The sequence below is a fragment of the Bacteroides sp. RCH18 genome (assembly GCF_058231005.1).
The window spans coordinates 1,107,151-1,127,799 of record NZ_JBIPTC010000001.1; the positions used below are offsets into that span (position 1 = coordinate 1,107,151).

Genomic DNA, 20,649 nt, shown 5'->3' on the forward strand with positions numbered 1-20,649 from the left:
TGGTTTTAAACCAACGGCTCGTTGGTTTAAAAGGAAAAAATAAGCATCCATACAATATTAATAATCAGCGATTTACGAATTCTGCTTTTAACAAGCAAATAGTACAGCCTCATTCATCAATAAAAACAAACAAATAACAAGCCAATTATTGATAAAAAACAAGCATATCCCTTTTCATGCATCTACCTATCACTCCTCCTCATTTAGAAAAGTCTATTGTCTCCCATTCTTTCCGTATTATTTTTTAATTGGATATTATCGTTTTTCAGATTGTTTTTACTACTTTTGTCCGTATCAAATCAACAAATAATATATCGAACACAAACATCATTCTTCCATGAATATAAGAAAACATCTGCTATTGTTTTTTCTATGCTTCATATCTATTACTCCTATTTTAGCACAAAGAGACCACATAGATATTTCAAACTATATCTTATGCATCAATTCCTATGCAGAATCTTCTCCTTGGAGTAACAGGATGATCTCAACCGTATCGGAATACGTTCAAAAGAACCCTAAACTGGCATTATATGCGGAACATATGACTACTTTAATGATCGATAACGATACGATTTTGGGGGAATTCAAGAATATGATCTCTCAGAAATACGAACATCACCGCCCACGGCTGCTAATATTATTGGGAAGCCCTTCTCTATTACTACGTGACGAATATAGAGAGCTTTGGGGAGACATCCCTATTGTACTCTGTTCGGAAGAAAAGTTCATAGGTCCTAAAGACACCTACATCTACAAACAGCCGATTACACAGGCGGAGCGTATTCCGGTCTCCCAACTTGCCGATCCTTACAATCTGGTGCTTTTATACTCAAACCTTTATTTGCAGGAAAATATCCAACTGATCTCTCACATAATCCCCGATATGAAGAAATTTATGTTTATCGGTGACGAGAGAGAAATCAACCAAACCAATAATCTGGATATACAGATAAAGTTAAAAGCCATAAATCCTGATATTGAATACCAGTACATCACGCCACAAAAAATGACAACAAACCAATTACTGGATTCATTGTATCGTATCGATCCGAACACAACCGGAATTTTATTTGCTTCCTGGTTCTACAAAACTACATTTGCAGGTAACACTTCATTGATCTCCAATGCTCACAAACTTATCGTAACAACTACAGCTCCTATTTTCACCCTCAATATGGCTGACATTACAGAAGAAAACGGTGGTATGATAGGTGGTTATACCTATAACCAAAAGCACTACAGCCAGCAATTAATTCATACTATTTCAGAAATACTTGCAGGAAAGCAGGCTAGAGAAATTCCCTTTTATATGCCATCGGATGGCGCGCCTATTATCAACTATACGATATTACTCCGCAAAGGGTTCTCTCCTTCCATGTGTCCGCCAAACACACATTTTCTGAATAAACCGCCTGGATTCTGGAAACAGAACAAATATTTCATTATGGGTACCTTATCCTTTATGATATTACTGGCAATCGTATTCTTTTATCGTATCCATAGTCTGAATTGCATCAAAAAAGCACAGCAAAAGGAAATTGACGCAATGGCCAATTATAAGAATCTGGTCAATAACATGCCTATTCTCTATATGCAGGAGGAAGTGGTTGCTGACAAAAATGGTATTCCCATAGAACTGATTTACCGCAATGTGAATGCGCATTTCGAGAAGAACTTTTTCCGCAAAGAGGAAGTTGTCGGAAAAAAGGCGAGTGAAATATTCCCGGAATCAATGCCGGACTTCCTGCACTTCACCCAAATAGCCTTATCTGAAAATAAGGTAATAACATTCCCCTACTATTTCAAAAAAATAGATACCTTCTACGATATAGTACTTAAAGCAAACCGGCAAAATAATATGATTGATGTATTCTGTCTGGACAGTACAGAGCTACACAGGGCTCAACAAAAGCTAAGTACCATCAACAACAAACTCGCCATGTCACTTGACGTGGCTAATATCGTGCCGTGGAAATGGGACTTGCGGAGTAAAACGATTTTATGCGACATCAACAAACCGATAGAGCTTAGTACGCAAGGAAAAGAAATAACTGAAGAGCAATTGGCAGTACCCGATCATCAATACTTCTCCAAAATATTTAAAGAAGACCGGAAACGCGTAGAACAGGCTTATCAGAACTTAATAGAAGGTCATTCGGAAAAAGTAAAAGAAGAATATCGCATAGTCAGTACACAAAAAGGATTTCATAGAATAGAATGGGTGGAAGCCCAGGCTGCCGTTGAAACGCGGGATGAGAATGGCAAACCACTGACTTTGGTCGGTTCTTCGCTCGTTATCACCGAACGGAAAAAGATGGAGATGGAACTGATTAATGCCAAAGACCGTGCCGAAGAATCCAATCGCCTGAAGTCCGCCTTCCTTGCCAATATGAGTCATGAAATCCGTACTCCTTTAAATGCCATCGTCGGTTTTTCCGGTATACTGGCCTCCACAGAGGAAGAAGAGGAAAAACAAGAATACGTCAGTATCATTGAAAACAATAATACGTTATTATTGCAGCTCATCAGCGACATCCTCGATTTATCAAAAATAGAAGCAGGAACACTGGACCTGCACTATTCCAATGTCGAGATCAATGACTTAATGAGAGATCTGGAGAACAGTTGCCAACTGAAACTTAAGTCGGATGCTGTAAAACTGGAATTCGTAGCTCCCGCAGAACCTTGTTTTGCGCATATAGAAAAGAACAGACTATCCCAGTTAATCATTAACCTGGTGACTAATGCCATCAAATTCACCGTTCAGGGCAGTATTCGATTTGGATATGAACGTCAAAATGATGAATTGTACTTCTATGTAACTGATACAGGTTGCGGCATTCCCCAAGATAAGCAAGAAAGTGTTTTCGGACGTTTTATCAAATTAAATTCCTTTGCGCAAGGTACGGGATTGGGACTCTCAATCTGTCAGACACTCGTTGACCATATGGGAGGCAAAATCGGAGTAGAATCAGAAGAAGGAAACGGCTCTACATTTTGGTTCACGTTGCCTTACAAACAAGCGGTAACTGTAGAAAAGCCTCTCCCCAAAGACGTACAAACCATTACCATAGAAAAAGATAAACTGGTCATTCTGATTGCTGAAGATAATGAAAGCAACTATAAGTTGTTCGAATCTATTCTAAAATATGATTATCATCTGATTCATGCGTGGGATGGCCAGGAAGCTGTAAATATGTTCAAGGAATATAATCCGCAAATTATATTAATGGATATCAATATGCCTGTTCTGAATGGGTATGAAGCAGCCGAAGAAATCCGCAAGTACTCTGCCAAAGTACCGATTATCGCCATTACGGCTTTTGCATACGCTTCGGACGAACAACGGGTGATGGAAAGTGGTTTCGACGGATATATGCCGAAACCTATCAATGCCCGTCAGTTGAAAGCGCAACTGACAGCTATTATGCAAAAACGTATCGTATTGTTATAAAAAGAGGGCTCAATTCACCTTTGAAAGATTACAAAACAATTAATAATTCAGCCACATTCTGAATGAAGCCATCTTGTCTTTACTCACCACTATCTTATCTTTGAAAGGTGGTTGTACATGAACGACTGCCTTTCCTAAGAAATAGGATTCAATACGCTGAATGGCATCAATACAGACTAATGTCTGACGATTCGTCCTGAAAAAGTGATCCGGATCGAGTTGTTCGCTCAATCGGTCTAATGCCAGATCGATGAGATGCTCACGATTCTTATGAGTCACGGCAAAGGTGAGCTTATTTTCCGAATAAAAGTAGGCGATATCACTCACCTGTAAGGTGAAAAGTTTCTCGCCGCCGGAAATAAGAAAACGGGTACGATACTTTTTCTGCACAGAAACGGAGGTCTCCTGTGCAGCAGAAAGTTGCTGCAATATTTCCAGCATCCGGCTTTCCTGATTGAATTCATGGATATAATTCTTCGTCAATCCTTCAAAACGATGAATGGTCTGCATCAGGCGGTCTTCATGAATCGGCTTCAAAAGATAGTCAATGCTATTCACAGAGAAAGCACGCACGGCGTATTCATCATAAGCTGTAGTAAATACAATCATACTCTCCGGATGCGCCTGTTCTATAAAAAGAAAAGAATTACCATCCGTCAACTGAATATCCAGAAACAGGATATCCGGATGAGGATGCTGCCCGAACCATTCTACTGCCTCTTCAATATTACCGGGCAATAACTGTATCTCCCAATCGGGACGAAGAGACAATAACGTATCCCTCAGCAGACGGGCTGCCGGAATTTCATCTTCTATGATGGCTGCTTTTATCTTATTCATAGAGCAAAGGTATTTTTACGGTAAACTCTTTCCGGTCATTTTCTACCACAATGTCACGGTTGCACAACAACATATATCGGGCAGAAAGGTTCTTAAGTCCCATTCCGGAAGTCACCACCGTTTTTTTAGTTTGTATCCGGTTTCTGACAATCAGTTCCCGTTCCTTTTCCATATAAAGAAGTTCGATAGTCATCGGCTTCCCTGTATGAATGACATTATGTTTGATTACATTCTCCGCTAACAATTGAATGGTAAGCGGAGGCAACTGAGCCTCCATACAAGTCTTCGGAATACGGTTATCAATATGAATGCAATCGCCCAAACGAACCCTATGCAGAAAAATATAAGAGTTCAGAAAATCCAGTTCCTCCCGCAATGTTGTCAGCCGTTGATTCTGACACTGAAGAATATAGCGATACACATCCGAAAGATGCTGGGTGAACAATTCCGCATTAGCCGGATTGTAGCGAATCTCAGAAATCAAGGTATTCAGGCTGTTAAACAAGAAGTGAGGATTCAACTGATTCTGTAGAGCAGTATAGCGTGCCGTATTATTCTCTTTTTGCAAGGCAGCCGCTTTCTGTTGTAATCTTAACGTATTCCGCATTGAGCGATTGGCCAGCAACAATCCAAGGATGACGAGCTCTACCAGCCATACGGTAATAAGAATCCGCCAGCCTCCGTTGGGAAACGTAAACGGGTAAGAAGCTCCTGCCAACAACTTGGCGGTTACCATTAAACCGTAGTTTAGCAAAAGAAACATCCCCATTACGATAATATAGACTGAAACCAGCTTCCAACGCCGATGCAGATTCAACGCATACTGATTATCGATCCATGAGCTCAACCTGATGGTAGCATATCCCAGCACATTAAAAGCCAGTATGAAGAACCCCAGTGTACTGACTGAATGTAGCATATCGGCAACCCGATCAGAGAAGGTTGCATAATTTATCAGTAACAGGAAAGAGAATATACCCAATCCTGAAAACAGCGCTATATATAATAAGGTGTTCAACTTTACATTCATACAGTTGGCTCTTTTCATACAAAGTTAGTGCTTTTTATCGACAATCATATGCGTGAAGCGCTTTTATTAACTCCGAATAGTGTCCTTGTGCCGCAGCTTTGGCTTGCACATAATTCACCTGCGATGTCTGCCGATAGGTTTGCGCATCAATCACTTCCACCACTGACACCTTTCCTTCATTATAACGTTCTATTGCTTTCGCTTCATTCTCTTCTGCCTTCACCAGTGAACTTTCGCTCAAACGAACCCGTTCCATAGCTTGTGACAGGGCTTTACGTGCCACTCCTATTTCCAGTTCAACCTGATCCATCACTTTATTCAGATTATCTTCTGCCATACCTACCCGAAAGGAAGAAGCACGCTTCTCACTTTTACGCTTTCCCCATTCAAAAATAGGAACTGAGACCTTTGCATAAACAGCATAATTGGGATCCAGATCTTTCTTGAAATTATATCCGGGAGAAGAGTAACTCCCGTCTATTCCCACATAAAACTGAGGTTTGAACTGTGAATCATTCAACTTTTTCGTACTCTCGGCCATACGAATCCGGTCATAAGCCATCTGAATTTCAGGACGTGCCATACCGGTAGACAACCATGTAGAATCATCGACAACCACCACCGGTATCTGCGAATCCAGTTCCGTATGATGTTCCAGCCGGACACCAATCATAGAATTCAATGCCATCCGTCCTGTTTCAAAATTACTTTGTGCCTGAAGCAACTGATATTCCGCTTCGTTCAGTTTTACTTCCGCCATCAGTAAGTCCTGCGGATCAACCAGCCCCACCTCTACCCTTTCTTTGATTGTTTTAACCAAAGCAGCTATTGAGTTACGAAAATCTTCGGCAACAGTCACAATCTCCTGCCGGGCTACAGCACTCCAGTATTGAATATCCGTCTGATAGCAAACAGCATCATTCAATGCCTTTGCCTGATTGGCGGCAAATGATTGCTGATGTTGTGCCATACGGATGGATTCCAGCACGCGTCCCCCTGTATAGACCGGTTGCAGAATGGAAAGAGAACCACCATAGTTCAGTTGTTTCCCTTCCACTGTTCTTGACAATCCTAAAGAAGGAACATCCAGAGTCAATTCCAACGGATTCCCCGTATACTGAAAGTTAGCTGCTCCGGAAAGTTTCGGTTTCAAATCTGCCCGTGCCGATTTTTCCACTTCCATACTGGCAGCTATATTCTTCTCAGCCGCTTTCAGGTCGTGATTGTAATCCAATGCCATAGTCCGGTACTTTTCAAGAAGAGGACTTTGCTGGGCAAAGGCAGATAAAGACCCCAAAGCAAAACCACACAATAACAAGCTATATATCCTTATTTTCATCTTTATTTTCCTTTTACTTTATAAAACATTGAATATAATGCAGGCGTGACAAACAAGGTCAGCCCCGTAGCGAACGTCAGTCCGAAAATAATAGTCGCAGCCATTCCGCCGAAAGCGACATCAAACAATAGCGGGACCATACCGAAGATGGTGGTAGTTGCCGCCATCAATACCGGACGGGTTCGGGAAACCGTAGCCTCAACAATAGAGGTATACAAATCAATTCCACTACGATGCTGCACATTGATTTCATCAATCAGTACAATCACATTCTTGATGATCATTCCAAGCAACCCCAGCCAACCGGCTATCGGAAAGAAACCGAAGTCAAAGCCGGTCAAGAGCATCCCCACCGCAATACCTATCAAAGACAGGGGCAGGACACAAAGAATGATAACCGGTTCACGGAAATTACCGAACAGCCCTACCAGGATAACCACTAATGCAAGGAATGCCAACGGGAAATATTTAGCAATGGCCTGCATCGCCTCACCCTGATCTTTATACTGGGCATCCCAAAAGAAAGTATATCCTTCGGGAAGCTGGATATTCTCTATTTCTTTCCGGATTTCTCCATGTACTTCCGCCATCGTATGCCCCGGTTTCACGCCACACATTGCAGCCATTGACAACTGACGGTTATAAGTTCTCACCTGTGGAAACTCCCAGGTTGTCTCTATCCGTTCCGTTACCTGTGAAAGCGGAGCCGACCTTTCTCCATTCCATATCGAAAAGTCTCCCAAAGAATGGGCGTCCGTTATATCCACATTACCCGATTTCAAAAGAACGGGAACTTTTTTCTCATTATCCCGATAGACACCGACAGGCAAACCATCATTAATCGATTTCACCGATTCCATCATCGAAGCTTTTGTAATCCCTAATGCTCCGGCCTTCACCGGATCATATACCGGACGGATAACCATCGACATGTTTCCCCATTCGTTCCGGGCATCCGCAACTTTAGGATTTCGTCGCATTATCTCAATGGCCTGCCCTACCAGAGAATCAAGTACAGCAGGATCCGGTCCGAGGAAACGAGCCTCGATCACCGCTTCCGTTAACGGACTTAGCTCGAATTTATTTACTTTAATCAACGGTTCGGGAAACTTCAACGAAACAGAGTCCTGCAAACGGGCATGCAGCTGACGGGAAAGTTTCGAAGTCTTGCATTTCACCAAAATTTGTGCATAGTTGGATTGAGGTCCAAAAGAAACGTTTGACAAGTAATAACGTGGCGGAGTCCGTCCTACATAAGTAGATACCATTTCCGTTTCTTCCTGTCCGCGGATATACTCCGCCATATCCATCACCATCTTATCTGTTTCTTCAATCCGTGTCCCTTCGGGCAACCACATATCCAATGTAAAATACTGCTTATCCAATGCGGGAACAAAGACCTTCGGAATGAACTTGAAACTCCATGCCGACAATACCAGCATAATGACCATACACCCAATCGTTGCATACCGGTGACGAATCACCCATCTCAATGCAGAACGAAATTTATCGTAATACTTACCTGCAAAAAGAGCCGCCTTAAGTTCGTTGGGTCTTGGCCGACGGACAAACTCCTGAATAAAGAAAGGAGTCTGCGTCAGCGCAAAGACCCAACTGAACATCAGCGAAACGCCGATAACTACAACTAAGGATGACAGTAACTCGCCGGTAATATGCGGCGAATAATATATAGGTAAAAAAGTTAGAATCGCAATGACTGTCGCCGCCAATAAGGGCAACGAAGTTGAAGAACAGGCCCGCAATATGGCTACCCGTTTCCGCATTCCCCGCTGCATATTGACCAATGCCGAATCGGAGACCACAATGGCATTATCTACCAACATTCCCATAGCTATGATAATGGCAGCAAGTGACATACGTTGCAAGGCAATTCCTTGTGAAAGCATCACAATCAAGGTCGCAAAGATGGAAAACACCAATCCGCTGCCAATCAAAATACCATTCTTGAATCCAATAAAAAACAACAAAATAGCTACTACCGTTACCACAGATATGATCAGGTTCAGAATAAATCCCTGATTGGCCACTGCCGATTCATAACCCTGATCATAAATCGTCTGCAGTTCAAAACCTTCGGGCATTGTCTCTGCAAAATGGTCAATCTCCAGTTTTACCGCCTCTGCCATATCGACAACATTTCCTGTGGGTATCGTAGAAATAGCAATACCTACCGCAGGTTTTCCGTCAATCCGCATTTTATTACTTGGAGGCGTCTGATAACTCTCTTCAATCTCTGCAATATCAGCCAGCCGGAAATGCTCTCCTGTACGTGATACGATAGTCATATTCCGGATATCATCCAGAGAATAAAAATTACCGGTAGATTCAATCCGTATCCTGTTCACGCCGGCATCAATCCCTCCGGCATCCACTACCCTGTTCTGTGCATCGAAGGCACGTGAAATATCCGTAGTCGTGATTCCACTCCGTGCCATAACGGAAGGATTAAGAATGACGTCAATCGTTGGAGACTGTACACCATAAATCTCCACTTTTGCCACATCCTTCACCCTGAGCAGTACATTCTTGATAAGCTTCGCCTGATTTTCCAGTTCCCGATATGAATATCCTTCACCTGTCAGACCATAGAAGACACCCAGCACATCACCGAAATCATCATTCACCACTGAAGGACCGGCTCCTGCAGGAAGTTTCGACTGTACATCATTGACCTTCCGACGAAGTTTATCCCACAACTGCTGCATCTCATCCGCCCGGATTTCTTTCTTTACATACACCGTGATCTTGGATAAGCCTGCCCGATTTTCAGTTTTCAGATAATATAATTCGCCTAATGACTGTATCGATTCCTCCAATACATCCGTCACCTGAGATTGTACTTCGGAAGGGGAAGCACCCGGATATGGAGTCATCACCAATGCCTGTTTGATAGTAAACGGAGCATCTTCCAGTTTCCCCATCTTGATATAAGAAAACAATCCTCCTCCCAGCACTAATATCAACAGCAGAATAGTCACCGACTTCTTCTGCAAGAAATATTTTACCAACTTCATATTCTTCTACTTACTTTTGAGCGGTAACCGCCCTTTTTTCTTTCTGAGAAATAATATCTACAGGCATTCCGTCCGAAAGAAAACGTAATTTACTCACCGCTACTTTATCTCCTGCCTGCAATCCGTCTTTCACTTCTACTTTTCCATTGGGAAGCAATTCGCCTAAAATGACTTTTCTCTTTACGACTTGTCCTGTCGTTTGATCCACCATCCATACATAATCTCCTTCAGTGGGACGATGATTAAGGGCCGTTTGCGGAACGGTCACCACAGGAACAGATGATGTAGCAGGAAGGTCCAACAACATTTTTCCTGAGATACCGGCCGGCCATTCTCCTTGTTTGTTGAGCAGCAATGCCGTCATCAGGAAAGAAAGATTATTGCGCGTCGTACTCTTTGAAACCTCTATCACTTTAGCCGGATATACTGCTTCGGGACGAACATCAAAACGAATCCCCACTTCCTTGATTTCCTTCGCTTGAAATGCGATCTCCTGAGTAACATACGCTTCTATCTTCAACTGAGTGATATCGATAAAAGAAACGACAGACTGAGTCGCTTTCACATCCTGATATTTTTCAATGTAGACTTCCCCTATATATCCGTCAAAAGGAGCAATAAGTTTCGTATCTTCAAGTTCATTTACGGCTGTTTCATAAGCAGTTTTGGCAGAAGTATAGTCTGCACGTGCTTTTTCATAGGCACTGGCAGACAGGTTGTTTTTCTCATACAACACTTTGATTCGCTCAAACTCAGCTTTTGCCTGATGATAAATAGCTTCCGCCCGTTCCTTACGAATACGAAAATCACGGGAATCAATTTCAGCTATGATATCTCCCCGATGATAGTAATTCCCCGCATACACTTCGAAATGGTCAATCGGTCCGCCCACCCGAAAAGAGAGTTCGGTCTCCTTGAATGGTTTGGCAATAAATGAAAATTCACGCTCTGCAGAAGGAACCAGCATTTCCGCTTCCGCCACTTTTACCCGTACAGGCTCGTTTGTTTTCTTCTCACCCTTACTACACGATGTGAGCAGGCAAAGACAAAAAATACACAATGAAAAATTAGTCGTTGTCATTCTATTCTACATTAGTTACGTTGTCAACGGCACGAAAGTAACGGAAAGAAGAAAAAAGAACCGGAATTTAATTTCCGAAGCGGAAAAAGAAAGAGCTAAAACGGAAAAAGAAAAGATGAAAATTTGAGCCTTTTATCGTACTTATGTGTTTCCTTACTATCTTTGCAGTTCGAATATATACCACAATATCAATTTATGACTGAAGAAAAAATACATAAAGAACGTCATGGCAGCTGGTGGGCACTGAGTCCGTTACTCGTCTTTCTCTGCCTTTATCTGGTAACTTCCATTCTTGTTAATGACTTTTATAAAGTACCCATCACTGTGGCTTTCCTCGTGTCTTCCTGTTACGCAATTGCCATTACGCGAGGATTGAAGCTCGACCAGCGTATCTACCAGTTCTCCGTAGGAGCCGCCAACAAGAATATCCTTCTGATGATATGGATATTCATCCTTGCCGGAGCTTTCGCACAAAGCGCCAAGCAGATGGGAGCTATTGATGCAACCGTCAATCTGACACTGCATATCCTCCCTGATAATCTGCTATTGGCCGGGATATTCATTGCCGCCTGTTTTATCTCATTATCCATCGGAACCAGCGTAGGGACAATTGTAGCCCTTACTCCCGTTGCTGTCGGCCTGGCCGAAAAGACAGAAATCGCCCTTCCGTTTATGGTAGCAGTCGTTGTCGGAGGTTCTTTCTTTGGAGATAACCTGTCGTTTATATCCGATACCACCATTGCCTCAACCAAAACTCAGGAATGCGTGATGCGTGATAAGTTTCGGGTAAATTCCATGATTGTAGTTCCGGCAGCGATTATCGTACTGGGAATCTATATTTTTCAAGGACTATCCATCACTGCACCCGCGCAAGTACAGACTATCGAATGGATAAAAGTCATACCTTATATAATAGTACTGGGAACAGCCATTGCCGGAATGAACGTGATGCTGGTATTAATAATAGGTATCCTGACCAGCGGTATCATCGGCATAGCTACCGGGAGTTTTGACGTATTCGATTGGTTTGGAGCAATGGGTACGGGTATCACAGGCATGGGTGAATTGATTATTATCACATTACTGGCAGGCGGTATGCTCGAAACAATCCGTTATAACGGAGGTATCGATTTCATCATCAAAAAACTGACCCGTCACGTCAACAGCAAGCGTGGTGCGGAACTGAGTATCGCCGCTCTGGTAAGTATCGCCAACCTATGCACTGCCAACAATACGATTGCCATCATCACCACAGGGCCGATTGCAAAGGATATTGCAAAGAGATTCCATCTCGACCGGAGAAAAACAGCCAGTATCCTGGATACATTCTCCTGTCTGATACAAGGCATCATACCCTATGGAGCACAAATGCTGATCGCTGCCGGATTGGCCAACATCTCTCCTATCAGTATTATCGGCAATCTCTATTATCCGTTTACGATGGGAGTCTGTGCCCTGCTCGCTATCCTGTTCCGATATCCGAGGAGGTATTCATAAGAAAAAGAAAGGAAATATTTGTCAATCAAAAGAAAAGCTGTATCTTTGCGCCCGCTATTACGAGTTAGTAGCATAATTCAAATCATTAATTAAAAACAATTATTAAAAATGGCAACTAGAATCAGATTGCAAAGACACGGACGTAAAAGTTACGCGTTTTATTCAATTGTAATTGCAGACAGCAGAGCACCACGTGATGGTAAATTTATTGAGAAGATTGGTACTTACAACCCAAACACCAATCCTGCTACAGTAGATTTGAATTTCGACGCTGCATTGGCATGGGTACTGAAAGGTGCACAACCAAGTGACACTGTACGTAATATCCTTTCTCGTGAAGGTGTTTACATGAAGAAACATCTTCTTGGCGGTGTTGCAAAAGGCGCATTCGGAGAAGCAGAAGCAGAAGCTAAATTCGAAGCTTGGAAGAACAACAAACAGTCAGGTCTGGCTGCTTTGAAAACTAAACAAGACGAAGAAAAGAAAGCTGAAGCTAAAGCACGTCTGGAAGCAGAAAAGAAGATCAACGAAGTGAAAGCAAAAGCACTCGCTGAAAAGAAAGCTGCTGAAGCTGCTGAAAAAGCTGCTGCTGAAGCACCTGCAGAAGAAGCAACTGAAGCTCCGGCTGAAGAAGCTGCTGCAACAGAAGCTGCTGCTGAATAAATTTCGGCAGGTTCCTAACAAGAAATTTGGAAAAAGCTATAAATCCTCTTCGGTTCGCCGAAGGGGATTTTTTTATTTCCTGCTATAGAACATATTAAAATAGTTCTCTATTTCTGAATAAATTTCCTTTCTTTGCAACAGCATAGCTCAGCACAGTCATTTATCTTATAACAGTATGAGACGAACTGATAAAAAGAAAACATTCGGTCAACAGTCCAGCAAGGTTACGCAATTAGCGGATACATTAAGCCAGGCGATTTCCATGAAAAAATTTCGTGAAGGAGATTCTTTGCCTTCCATCAATCAGTTAAGTGCAGAATATGGAGTATCACGCGATACCGTTTTCAAGGCTTTTCTTGATTTGCGCGAACGGGGACTGATCGATTCAACTCCGGGAAAAGGATATTATGTAACCAGTCAGGTGACCAACGTCCTGCTCCTGCTCGACCAGTACACTCCTTTTAAAGAAGCCCTTTACAATAGTTTCGTCAAACATCTGCCTATTAATTACAAAGTAGACTTGCTGTTTCATCAATATAATGAACGGCTTTTCAATACCATTATCCGCGAATCTGTCGGAAAATATAATAAATACATAGTGATGAATTTCGATAATGAGAAATTCAGTATGGTTCTCAATAAGATTCATCCAACAAAATTATTGCTTCTTGACTTCGGTAAATTCGAGAAAGAAAAGTATTCTTATATCTGTCAGGATTTTGATGAAGCTTTCTATCAGGCATTACTCATGCTGAAGGAGAGACTACGGCACTATCCACAACTTGTTCTGTTATTCTCTAAAAATCTGAAGCATCCCCAAAGCAGTAAAGAGTATTTTACCCGTTTTTGTGAGGAACAAGGATTTTTATGCGAAATTCAGGAAGATATCGAGAATCTGACCATACGCAAAGGAGTAGTCTACATAGCCATCAAGCAACAAGATGTAGTGAAGGTTGTGAAACAAGGAAGACTAGAAGGACTGAAATGCGGAAAAGATTTCGGTCTGTTGGCATACAATGATATTCCTTCCTACGAAGTGATTGACGAAGGAATTACTTCATTGAGTATTGATTGGGAGATGATGGGAAATGAAGCGGCAAACTTTGTCCTGAACAATGTCCCGATACAAAAGTACCTGCCTACCGAAGTAAGACTCCGAAAGTCCCTGTGATTTTTTTTGCCGTATTTACAGCACAGTTCAGCACAGATATTAACCACTAAATAACAAAAAAATTAAGAAACCATGAAAAAGTATCCGAAAATCGGGATTCGTCCCACTATCGACGGTCGCCAGGGCGGCGTTCGTGAAAGCCTTGAAGAAAAGACAATGAACCTTGCCAAAGCAGTAGCTGAGTTAATCAGCAATAATCTGAAAAACGGCGACGGAAGTCCTGTAGAGTGTGTAATTGCCGACAGTACAATCGGTCGTGTAGCCGAAAGCGCTGCTTGTGCAGAGAAATTCGAAAGAGAAGGCGTAGGGTCCACTATCACCGTTACTTCCTGCTGGTGCTATGGTGCGGAAACAATGGATATGAATCCTCATTATCCGAAAGCTGTCTGGGGCTTCAACGGAACCGAACGTCCGGGAGCAGTATACCTTGCAGCCGTACTGGCAGGACACGCACAAAAAGGACTTCCCGCATTCGGTATCTACGGACGCGACGTACAAGACCTCGACGATAATACAATCCCTGAAGACGTAGCAGAGAAAATTCTTCGTTTTGCACGTGCCGCACAGGCAGTAGCGACGATGAGAGGCAAATCTTATCTGTCAATGGGCAGTGTATCAATGGGTATCGCCGGCTCTATCGTCAACCCCGACTTCTTCCAGGAATATCTGGGAATGCGCAATGAGTCAATTGACCTGACGGAAATCATCCGCCGCATGGAAGAAGGCATCTATGACCACGAAGAATATGCAAAAGCAATGGCATGGACTGAAAAATACTGTAAAGTGAATGAGGGCGACGACTTCAAGAACCGTCCGGAGAAACGCAAAAACCGCGAACAAAAAGATGCTGACTGGGAATTTGTCGTGAAGATGATGATCATCATGCGTGACTTGATGACCGGAAACCCGAAACTGAAAGAAATGGGATTCAAGGAAGAAGCTTTGGGACATAATGCCATCGCTGCCGGCTTCCAGGGACAACGCCAATGGACAGACTTTTATCCTAACGGTGACTATCCGGAAGCACTGCTCAATACTTCTTTCGACTGGAACGGTATTCGTGAAGCATTCGTAGTGGCTACCGAAAACGATGCCTGCAATGGAGTAGCCATGCTGTTCGGACACTTGCTGACCAACCGTGCACAAATATTCTCTGATGTACGTACGTACTGGAGTCCTGAAGCCGTAAAACGTGTTACCGGTAAAGAACTGACCGGCTTGGCAGCTAACGGTATCATCCACCTGATCAACTCCGGTGCAACAACACTCGACGGTTCCGGCCAGTCATTAGACGCAGAAGGAAATCCTGTCATGAAAGAACCATGGAACCTGACTGATGCAGACGTAGAAAACTGCCTCAAAGCAACGACCTGGTATCCGGCAGACCGCGATTACTTCCGTGGCGGCGGCTTCTCGTCCAACTTCCTTTCAAAAGGTGGAATGCCTGTTACTATGATGCGTCTGAACCTGATCAAAGGCTTAGGCCCTGTCCTGCAGATCGCAGAAGGATGGACTGTTGAGATCGATCCAGAAATCCATCAGAAATTGAATATGCGTACCGATCCGACATGGCCGACTACGTGGTTCGTTCCTCGTCTGTGTGATAAATCCGCTTTCAAGGATGTATATTCTGTAATGAACAACTGGGGCGCTAACCACGGAGCCATCAGCTACGGTCACATCGGACAAGACCTGATTACGCTTGCCTCTATGCTTCGTATCCCTGTTTGCATGCACAATGTAGATGAAAACGAAATTTTCCGTCCGGCTGCATGGAACGCATTCGGTATGGACAAAGAAGGAGCAGATTACAGAGCTTGTACAACTTACGGTCCTATCTATAAATAAACAAGAATCTTTCGTCCTATTTGATTTAATAATTTAACTTTGCCGTATCATAGTGGAAGCAGTCTTCAAACACAAGCTTCCACTATATGATGGCTTAAATAAAAACACTATGATAACTGACGAACACATCGAACTGTTTCTGGCACAGGCACACCGCTATGGAGACGCAAAATTAATGCTCTGCAGCAGCGGCAATCTTTCCTGGAGAATCGGAGAAGAAGCACTGATTTCGGGTACAGGCTCCTGGGTCCCTACCCTTGCCAAAGAAAAAGTTTCTATCTGTAATATAGCCAGCGGTACACCGACGAATGGCGTAAAACCATCTATGGAAAGTACATTCCATCTTGGCGTTCTCCGCGAACGGCCGGATGTAAATGTAGTACTCCATTTCCAGTCGGAATATGCCACTGCCATCTCTTGCATGAAAAACAAACCGACAAATTTCAACGTAACGGCAGAAATACCTTGTCATGTCGGGTCGGAAATTCCCGTAATTCCTTACTATCGGCCGGGATCTCCCGAATTGGCCAAAGCGGTAGTAGAAGCAATGCTGAAGCATAATTCCGTCTTATTGACCAATCACGGACAAGTAGTATGCGGAAAAGACTTCGACCAAGTTTACGAACGGGCTACCTTCTTCGAAATGGCTTGCCGCATCATAGTTCAGTCCGGCGGTGATTACTCCGTACTGACACCGGAAGAAATAGAAGACCTGGAAATATACGTATTAGGAAAGAAAACCAAATAAGTATCCGGGAATACCATGAAAGATACCACAAGAAACACATATTTGGCAGTAGACTTTGGAGGAGGAAGCGGTCGGGTCATCGCCGGCTCCCTTCTCCAGGGAAAGCTGGAATTAGAAGAAATACACCGCTTTACCAACCGGCAAGTTAAACTCGGGAATCATGTTTACTGGGACTTTCCCGCCCTGTTCGAAGATATGAAAACCGGACTGAAACTTGCTGCACAAAAGGGATATCATGTCAAAGGAATCGGCATAGATACCTGGGGAGTAGACTTCGGCCTGATTGACAAAAAAGGAAATTTACTGGGCAACCCCGTCTGCTATCGGGATGCCCGAACAGACGGAATGCCGGACAAGGTATTTCAAATACTGGATACACAAAAGCATTACGCCTGCACAGGCATACAAGTAATGCCTATCAATACGCTGTTTCAGCTTTACAGCATGCAACAGAATCAGGACGTACTGCTAGAAGTTGCACAACAGCTTCTCTTTATGCCCGACCTCTTCAGCTATTACCTGACGGGAGTAGCCAATAATGAATATTGCATAGCTTCCACCTCCGAACTGCTCGATGCACGCCAACGAAACTGGTCGATGGATACCATCCGTGCTTTGGGACTCCCCGAACACTTATTCGGAGAAATTATTCTGCCGGGAACTGTCAGAGGAACACTTAAAGAAGAGATAGGCCGTGAAACAGGATTAGGCACCGTCGACATTATCGCTGCCGGCTCGCATGACACAGCCAGTGCCGTTGCTGCCGTTCCGGCAACTGAAGGTCAAGTAGCCTTTCTCAGTTCCGGCACCTGGTCATTGTTGGGAGTCGAAGTGGATGAACCCATATTGACGGAAGAAGCGAGACTGGCTCAATTTACCAATGAAGGAGGCGTAGGCGGTCACATCCGATTCTTGCAAAACATTACCGGACTGTGGATTCTGCAACGCTTGATGAGCGAATGGAAGCTACGTGGTGAAGAACAAAGTTATGATACGATTCTTCCGCAAGCTGCGGACGCAGAAATTGACACGATTATTCCCGTGGACGATGCAGAGTTCATGAACCCCGAAAATATGGAAACAGCCCTTCTGAACTACTGCCGGAATCATTCACTTAAAGTTCCCGGAAACAAGGCAGAAATGGTCAAATGCGTACTACAGTCACTGGCCTCCAAATATCGCGAGGCGGTAGCACAGCTCAATCGTTGCCTCCCCTCTCCGATTCACCGGCTAAACATTATCGGAGGAGGCTCACAAAATAAACTGCTCAACCAACTTACTGCCAACGCACTCGGCATCCCTGTTTATGCCGGACCGGTAGAAGCCACAGCAATGGGGAATATCCTGACTCAGGCAATGGCGAAAGGAGAAATATCCAGCCTCCGGGAAATCAGAGAAGTAGTAAGCCGCAGTGTTACACCACAAGTATATTACCCTGAAAAATAAGAAAGATATGGAAACACCTCAAACTGGCTATCAAGTAAAAACCTACAACGTCCCTGTCAAGCGATATTGCCAGACTCTTGATCTACGGGATTCACCGGAGTTAATAGCTGAGTATCGGAAAAGACACAGTCAGGCAGAAGTATGGCCCGAAATCCTTGCAGGAATCCATGAAGTTGGTATCCTTGAGATGGAAATCTACATTCTCGGTACCCGTCTGTTCATGATCGTCGAAACACCCGTCGACTTTGACTGGGACACAGCCATGGCACGTCTGAACACTCTCCCCCGGCAACAAGAATGGGAAGAATACATGTCCATCCTCCAGCAGGCCGCTCCGGGAATGAGTTCCGCTGAGAAATGGATACCCATGGAGAGAATGTTCCATTTATATAATACCTAAAATAACAAGAAATTACCATGAAACACACTAAGCAGTCTATTATCTCAAAGGATGGCGTCAGCTATCTTATTCCATTCATACTTATTACCTCCTGCTTTGCACTGTGGGGATTTGCGAACGATATTACCAACCCGATGGTAAAGGCATTCTCCAAAATTTTCCGGATGAGTGCTACCGACGGGGCACTGGTTCAGGTAGCCTTCTACGGTGGATATTTTGCCATGGCTTTCCCTGCCGCCATGTTCATCCGCAAATTCTCCTATAAAGCCGGAGTATTGTTAGGACTCGGCCTGTATGCTTTCGGAGCCTTCTTATTCTTTCCCGCCAAGATGACAGGAGAGTATTACCCGTTTCTGATCGCTTACTTTATTCTGACCTGCGGACTCTCCTTCCTAGAAACCAGTTGCAACCCCTATATACTTTCTATGGGAACGGAAGAGACAGCTACAAGACGTCTGAACCTTGCCCAGTCTTTCAATCCGATGGGATCGCTGCTCGGAATGTACGTAGCGATGCAATTTATTCAAGCTAAACTGCACCCGATGGGCACTGATGAACGCGCTTTACTGAACGACAGTGAGTTTCAGGCCATCAAGGAAAGCGATCTTGCCGTGCTGATAGCTCCTTATCTCATTATCGGACTCGTTATTCTGGCGATGCTGCTTCTGATACGATTTGTAAAAATGCCCAAGAATGGAGATCAGAATCACAAAATAGATTTCTTTCCCACGCTAAAACGTATTTTCACCCAGACACGCTATCGGGAAGGTGTAATAGCACAATTCTTCTATGTGGGTGTTCAGATTATGTGCTGGACCTTTATCATTCAGTATGGTACACGCCTGTTTATGTCGCCGGAATATGGCATGGATGAAAAAAGTGCGGAAGTACTGTCCCAGCAATACAATATCGTAGCGATGGTTATTTTCTGTATCAGCCGCTTTATCTGTACTTTCATTCTGCGCTATCTCAATGCAGGAAAGTTGCTCATGATCCTTGCCATCTTCGGAGGCATTTTCACATTAGGAACGATCTTCCTTCAGAATATCTTCGGACTATATTGTCTGGTAGCAGTTTCTGCCTGTATGTCTTTGATGTTCCCTACCATTTACGGAATTGCACTGAAAGGTATGGGAGACGATGCCAAATTCGGAGCAGCCGGTCTGATTATGGCCATTTTGGGAGGTTCCATACTTCCTCCCTTGCAAGCAAGCATTATTGACATGAAAGAGATAGCTTCCATACCGGCTGTCAATGTATCATTCATTTTGCCATTCATTTGCTTTCTGGTAATCATCGGTTATGGCTACCGTACAGTGAAAAGAAACTGGTAAAAACTAACTTTAAGATAGTGACACTATCCTGTTGCGATAGTGTCAGCATCCCACTCATATAGTGACACTATCCGGACTGGATGGTGTCACTATCTTTTTTCTTTTTTATAAACTATTCCTTTTTTCTTCGTATCTTAATTTAATTTGTTTACATTTGTCTTCCGATTTCAATAATCTGTTAACCCGATGACCCCAAACCAAGACGAAAGACTTTTAGCGCAACAATTCGAAACAATATTCACGAAATATTATTCGGTAGTGAAATATTTCGCCCTAATGCTGCTTAAATCCGAAGAAGACGCAAAGGATATTACCCAAGATGTTTTCACAAAACTATGGACTAAGCCTGAATTATGGGCAGAAGTTCCTAATCCGACTCCTTATATCTATACTCTTACTAAAAGTACAACTCTCAATTTTATCAAACACAAAAAAGTAGAATTGGCTTATCAGGAGAAAATTATAGAAAAGTCTCTCATCGACGAACTTTTCCAATCAGAAGATACACTCAACCCCATCTATTATAAAGAAGCTCAACTAATCATCAAATTAGTTCTCGAACGCCTTCCGGAACAACGCAGAATGATTTTCGAAATGAGTCGTTTCAAGCATATGAGCAATCTTGAGATAGCCGAGAAACTAAATATTTCGAAACGAACAGTGGAACATCATATCTACTTAACTCTGCTTGAAATGAAAAAAATCATTTTTTTTGCATTTTTTTTGCTGTTCCCTTAAGTAAGCTGCCTTAGTTAATTGA

The 20,649-nt window shown here is 43.2% G+C and carries 15 protein-coding genes; 10 read left to right on the forward strand and 5 right to left on the reverse strand.

The genetic code is table 11. The annotated features are described in order from the left end of the window. Positions 1-337: 337 nt before the first annotated feature. The gene (locus ACHLI0_RS04365; RefSeq protein ID WP_490748534.1) at positions 338-3,457 is read left to right on the forward strand and encodes an ATP-binding protein; all 3,120 of its coding nucleotides are present in this window, start codon (positions 338-340) and stop codon (positions 3,455-3,457) included. A gap of 39 nt (positions 3,458-3,496) precedes the next feature. Here the strand turns inward: ACHLI0_RS04365 and ACHLI0_RS04370 are convergent, their stop codons facing one another. From ACHLI0_RS04370 to ACHLI0_RS04390, 5 genes are read right to left on the reverse strand one after another with little or no spacing between them, the layout of a single operon-like run. Continuing rightward, positions 3,497-4,297, reverse strand: a complete 801-nt coding sequence (locus ACHLI0_RS04370; RefSeq protein WP_490748535.1) for a LytR/AlgR family response regulator transcription factor — start codon at positions 4,295-4,297, stop codon at positions 3,497-3,499. Beyond that, positions 4,290-5,345: a sensor histidine kinase gene (locus tag ACHLI0_RS04375; RefSeq protein ID WP_113748398.1), complete on the reverse strand. Its 1,056-nt coding sequence runs from the start codon at positions 5,343-5,345 to the stop codon at positions 4,290-4,292. The genes ACHLI0_RS04370 and ACHLI0_RS04375 overlap by 8 nt, the downstream gene beginning before the upstream one ends. Positions 5,346-5,361: 16 nt before the next feature. Beyond that, complete coding sequence (locus tag ACHLI0_RS04380) at positions 5,362-6,666, reverse strand: TolC family protein (RefSeq protein ID WP_490748536.1); 1,305 nt, start codon at positions 6,664-6,666, stop codon at positions 5,362-5,364. 2 nt (positions 6,667-6,668) lie between these two features. Then, complete coding sequence (locus ACHLI0_RS04385; RefSeq protein WP_490748537.1) at positions 6,669-9,701, reverse strand: efflux RND transporter permease subunit; 3,033 nt, start codon at positions 9,699-9,701, stop codon at positions 6,669-6,671. A gap of 10 nt (positions 9,702-9,711) precedes the next feature. Then, positions 9,712-10,782: an efflux RND transporter periplasmic adaptor subunit gene (locus ACHLI0_RS04390; RefSeq protein WP_490748538.1), complete on the reverse strand. Its 1,071-nt coding sequence runs from the start codon at positions 10,780-10,782 to the stop codon at positions 9,712-9,714. 195 nt (positions 10,783-10,977) lie between these two features. On the opposite strand from ACHLI0_RS04390, the gene ACHLI0_RS04395 reads away from it, so the two are divergent. From ACHLI0_RS04395 to ACHLI0_RS04435, 9 genes are all read left to right on the forward strand, one after another. Next, positions 10,978-12,279 (forward strand): Na+/H+ antiporter NhaC family protein, encoded by a 1,302-nt coding sequence (locus tag ACHLI0_RS04395; RefSeq protein WP_490748539.1) that lies wholly within the window; start codon positions 10,978-10,980, stop codon positions 12,277-12,279. 108 nt (positions 12,280-12,387) lie between these two features. Further along, positions 12,388-12,942, forward strand: a complete 555-nt coding sequence (locus ACHLI0_RS04400) for a 30S ribosomal protein S16 (protein WP_055218463.1) — start codon at positions 12,388-12,390, stop codon at positions 12,940-12,942. 175 nt (positions 12,943-13,117) lie between these two features. After that, positions 13,118-14,113 carry a GntR family transcriptional regulator gene (locus ACHLI0_RS04405; protein ID WP_258973032.1) on the forward strand — a complete coding sequence of 332 codons (996 nt, stop codon included), beginning with the start codon at positions 13,118-13,120 and terminating at the stop codon, positions 14,111-14,113. 72 nt (positions 14,114-14,185) lie between these two features. Then, the gene (fucI, locus tag ACHLI0_RS04410; RefSeq protein ID WP_055218466.1) at positions 14,186-15,961 is read left to right on the forward strand and encodes an L-fucose isomerase; all 1,776 of its coding nucleotides are present in this window, start codon (positions 14,186-14,188) and stop codon (positions 15,959-15,961) included. Positions 15,962-16,070: 109 nt separating this feature from the next. Then, a complete protein-coding gene (locus tag ACHLI0_RS04415; protein ID WP_008763022.1) occupies positions 16,071-16,709 on the forward strand; it encodes a class II aldolase/adducin family protein in 639 nt (212 codons plus the stop codon). A 15-nt stretch (positions 16,710-16,724) separates the two neighbouring features. Continuing rightward, on the forward strand, positions 16,725-18,155 hold the full coding sequence (locus ACHLI0_RS04420) for a rhamnulokinase (RefSeq protein ID WP_490748540.1): 1,431 nt from the start codon (positions 16,725-16,727) through the stop codon (positions 18,153-18,155). A gap of 7 nt (positions 18,156-18,162) precedes the next feature. Then, positions 18,163-18,555, forward strand: coding sequence for an L-rhamnose mutarotase (locus tag ACHLI0_RS04425; protein ID WP_202578493.1), 393 nt, complete (start codon positions 18,163-18,165; stop codon positions 18,553-18,555). 17 nt (positions 18,556-18,572) lie between these two features. Next, a complete protein-coding gene (gene fucP, locus ACHLI0_RS04430; protein WP_490748541.1) occupies positions 18,573-19,889 on the forward strand; it encodes an L-fucose:H+ symporter permease in 1,317 nt (438 codons plus the stop codon). 186 nt (positions 19,890-20,075) lie between these two features. Continuing rightward, positions 20,076-20,627 (forward strand): RNA polymerase sigma-70 factor, encoded by a 552-nt coding sequence (locus ACHLI0_RS04435; protein WP_055218474.1) that lies wholly within the window; start codon positions 20,076-20,078, stop codon positions 20,625-20,627. The last annotated feature ends 22 nt before the right edge of the window (positions 20,628-20,649 follow it).

Excerpts from the sequence above, each read along its gene's own strand:
- ACHLI0_RS04375 (WP_113748398.1), bottom strand. The coding sequence starts at position 5,345 with ATGAAAAGAGCCAACTGTATGAATGTAAAGTTGAACACCTTATTATAT.
- ACHLI0_RS04405 (WP_258973032.1), top strand. The coding sequence starts at position 13,118 with ATGAGACGAACTGATAAAAAGAAAACATTCGGTCAACAGTCCAGCAAG.
- ACHLI0_RS04400 (WP_055218463.1), top strand. The coding sequence starts at position 12,388 with ATGGCAACTAGAATCAGATTGCAAAGACACGGACGTAAAAGTTACGCG.
- ACHLI0_RS04385 (WP_490748537.1), bottom strand. The coding sequence starts at position 9,701 with ATGAAGTTGGTAAAATATTTCTTGCAGAAGAAGTCGGTGACTATTCTG.
- ACHLI0_RS04420 (WP_490748540.1), top strand. The coding sequence starts at position 16,725 with ATGAAAGATACCACAAGAAACACATATTTGGCAGTAGACTTTGGAGGA.
- ACHLI0_RS04370 (WP_490748535.1), bottom strand. The coding sequence starts at position 4,297 with ATGAATAAGATAAAAGCAGCCATCATAGAAGATGAAATTCCGGCAGCC.
- fucI (WP_055218466.1), top strand. The coding sequence starts at position 14,186 with ATGAAAAAGTATCCGAAAATCGGGATTCGTCCCACTATCGACGGTCGC.
- ACHLI0_RS04390 (WP_490748538.1), bottom strand. The coding sequence starts at position 10,782 with ATGACAACGACTAATTTTTCATTGTGTATTTTTTGTCTTTGCCTGCTC.
- ACHLI0_RS04425 (WP_202578493.1), top strand. The coding sequence starts at position 18,163 with ATGGAAACACCTCAAACTGGCTATCAAGTAAAAACCTACAACGTCCCT.
- ACHLI0_RS04435 (WP_055218474.1), top strand. The coding sequence starts at position 20,076 with ATGACCCCAAACCAAGACGAAAGACTTTTAGCGCAACAATTCGAAACA.
- ACHLI0_RS04380 (WP_490748536.1), bottom strand. The coding sequence starts at position 6,666 with ATGAAAATAAGGATATATAGCTTGTTATTGTGTGGTTTTGCTTTGGGG.
- ACHLI0_RS04365 (WP_490748534.1), top strand. The coding sequence starts at position 338 with ATGAATATAAGAAAACATCTGCTATTGTTTTTTCTATGCTTCATATCT.
- fucP (WP_490748541.1), top strand. The coding sequence starts at position 18,573 with ATGAAACACACTAAGCAGTCTATTATCTCAAAGGATGGCGTCAGCTAT.
- ACHLI0_RS04395 (WP_490748539.1), top strand. The coding sequence starts at position 10,978 with ATGACTGAAGAAAAAATACATAAAGAACGTCATGGCAGCTGGTGGGCA.
- ACHLI0_RS04415 (WP_008763022.1), top strand. The coding sequence starts at position 16,071 with ATGATAACTGACGAACACATCGAACTGTTTCTGGCACAGGCACACCGC.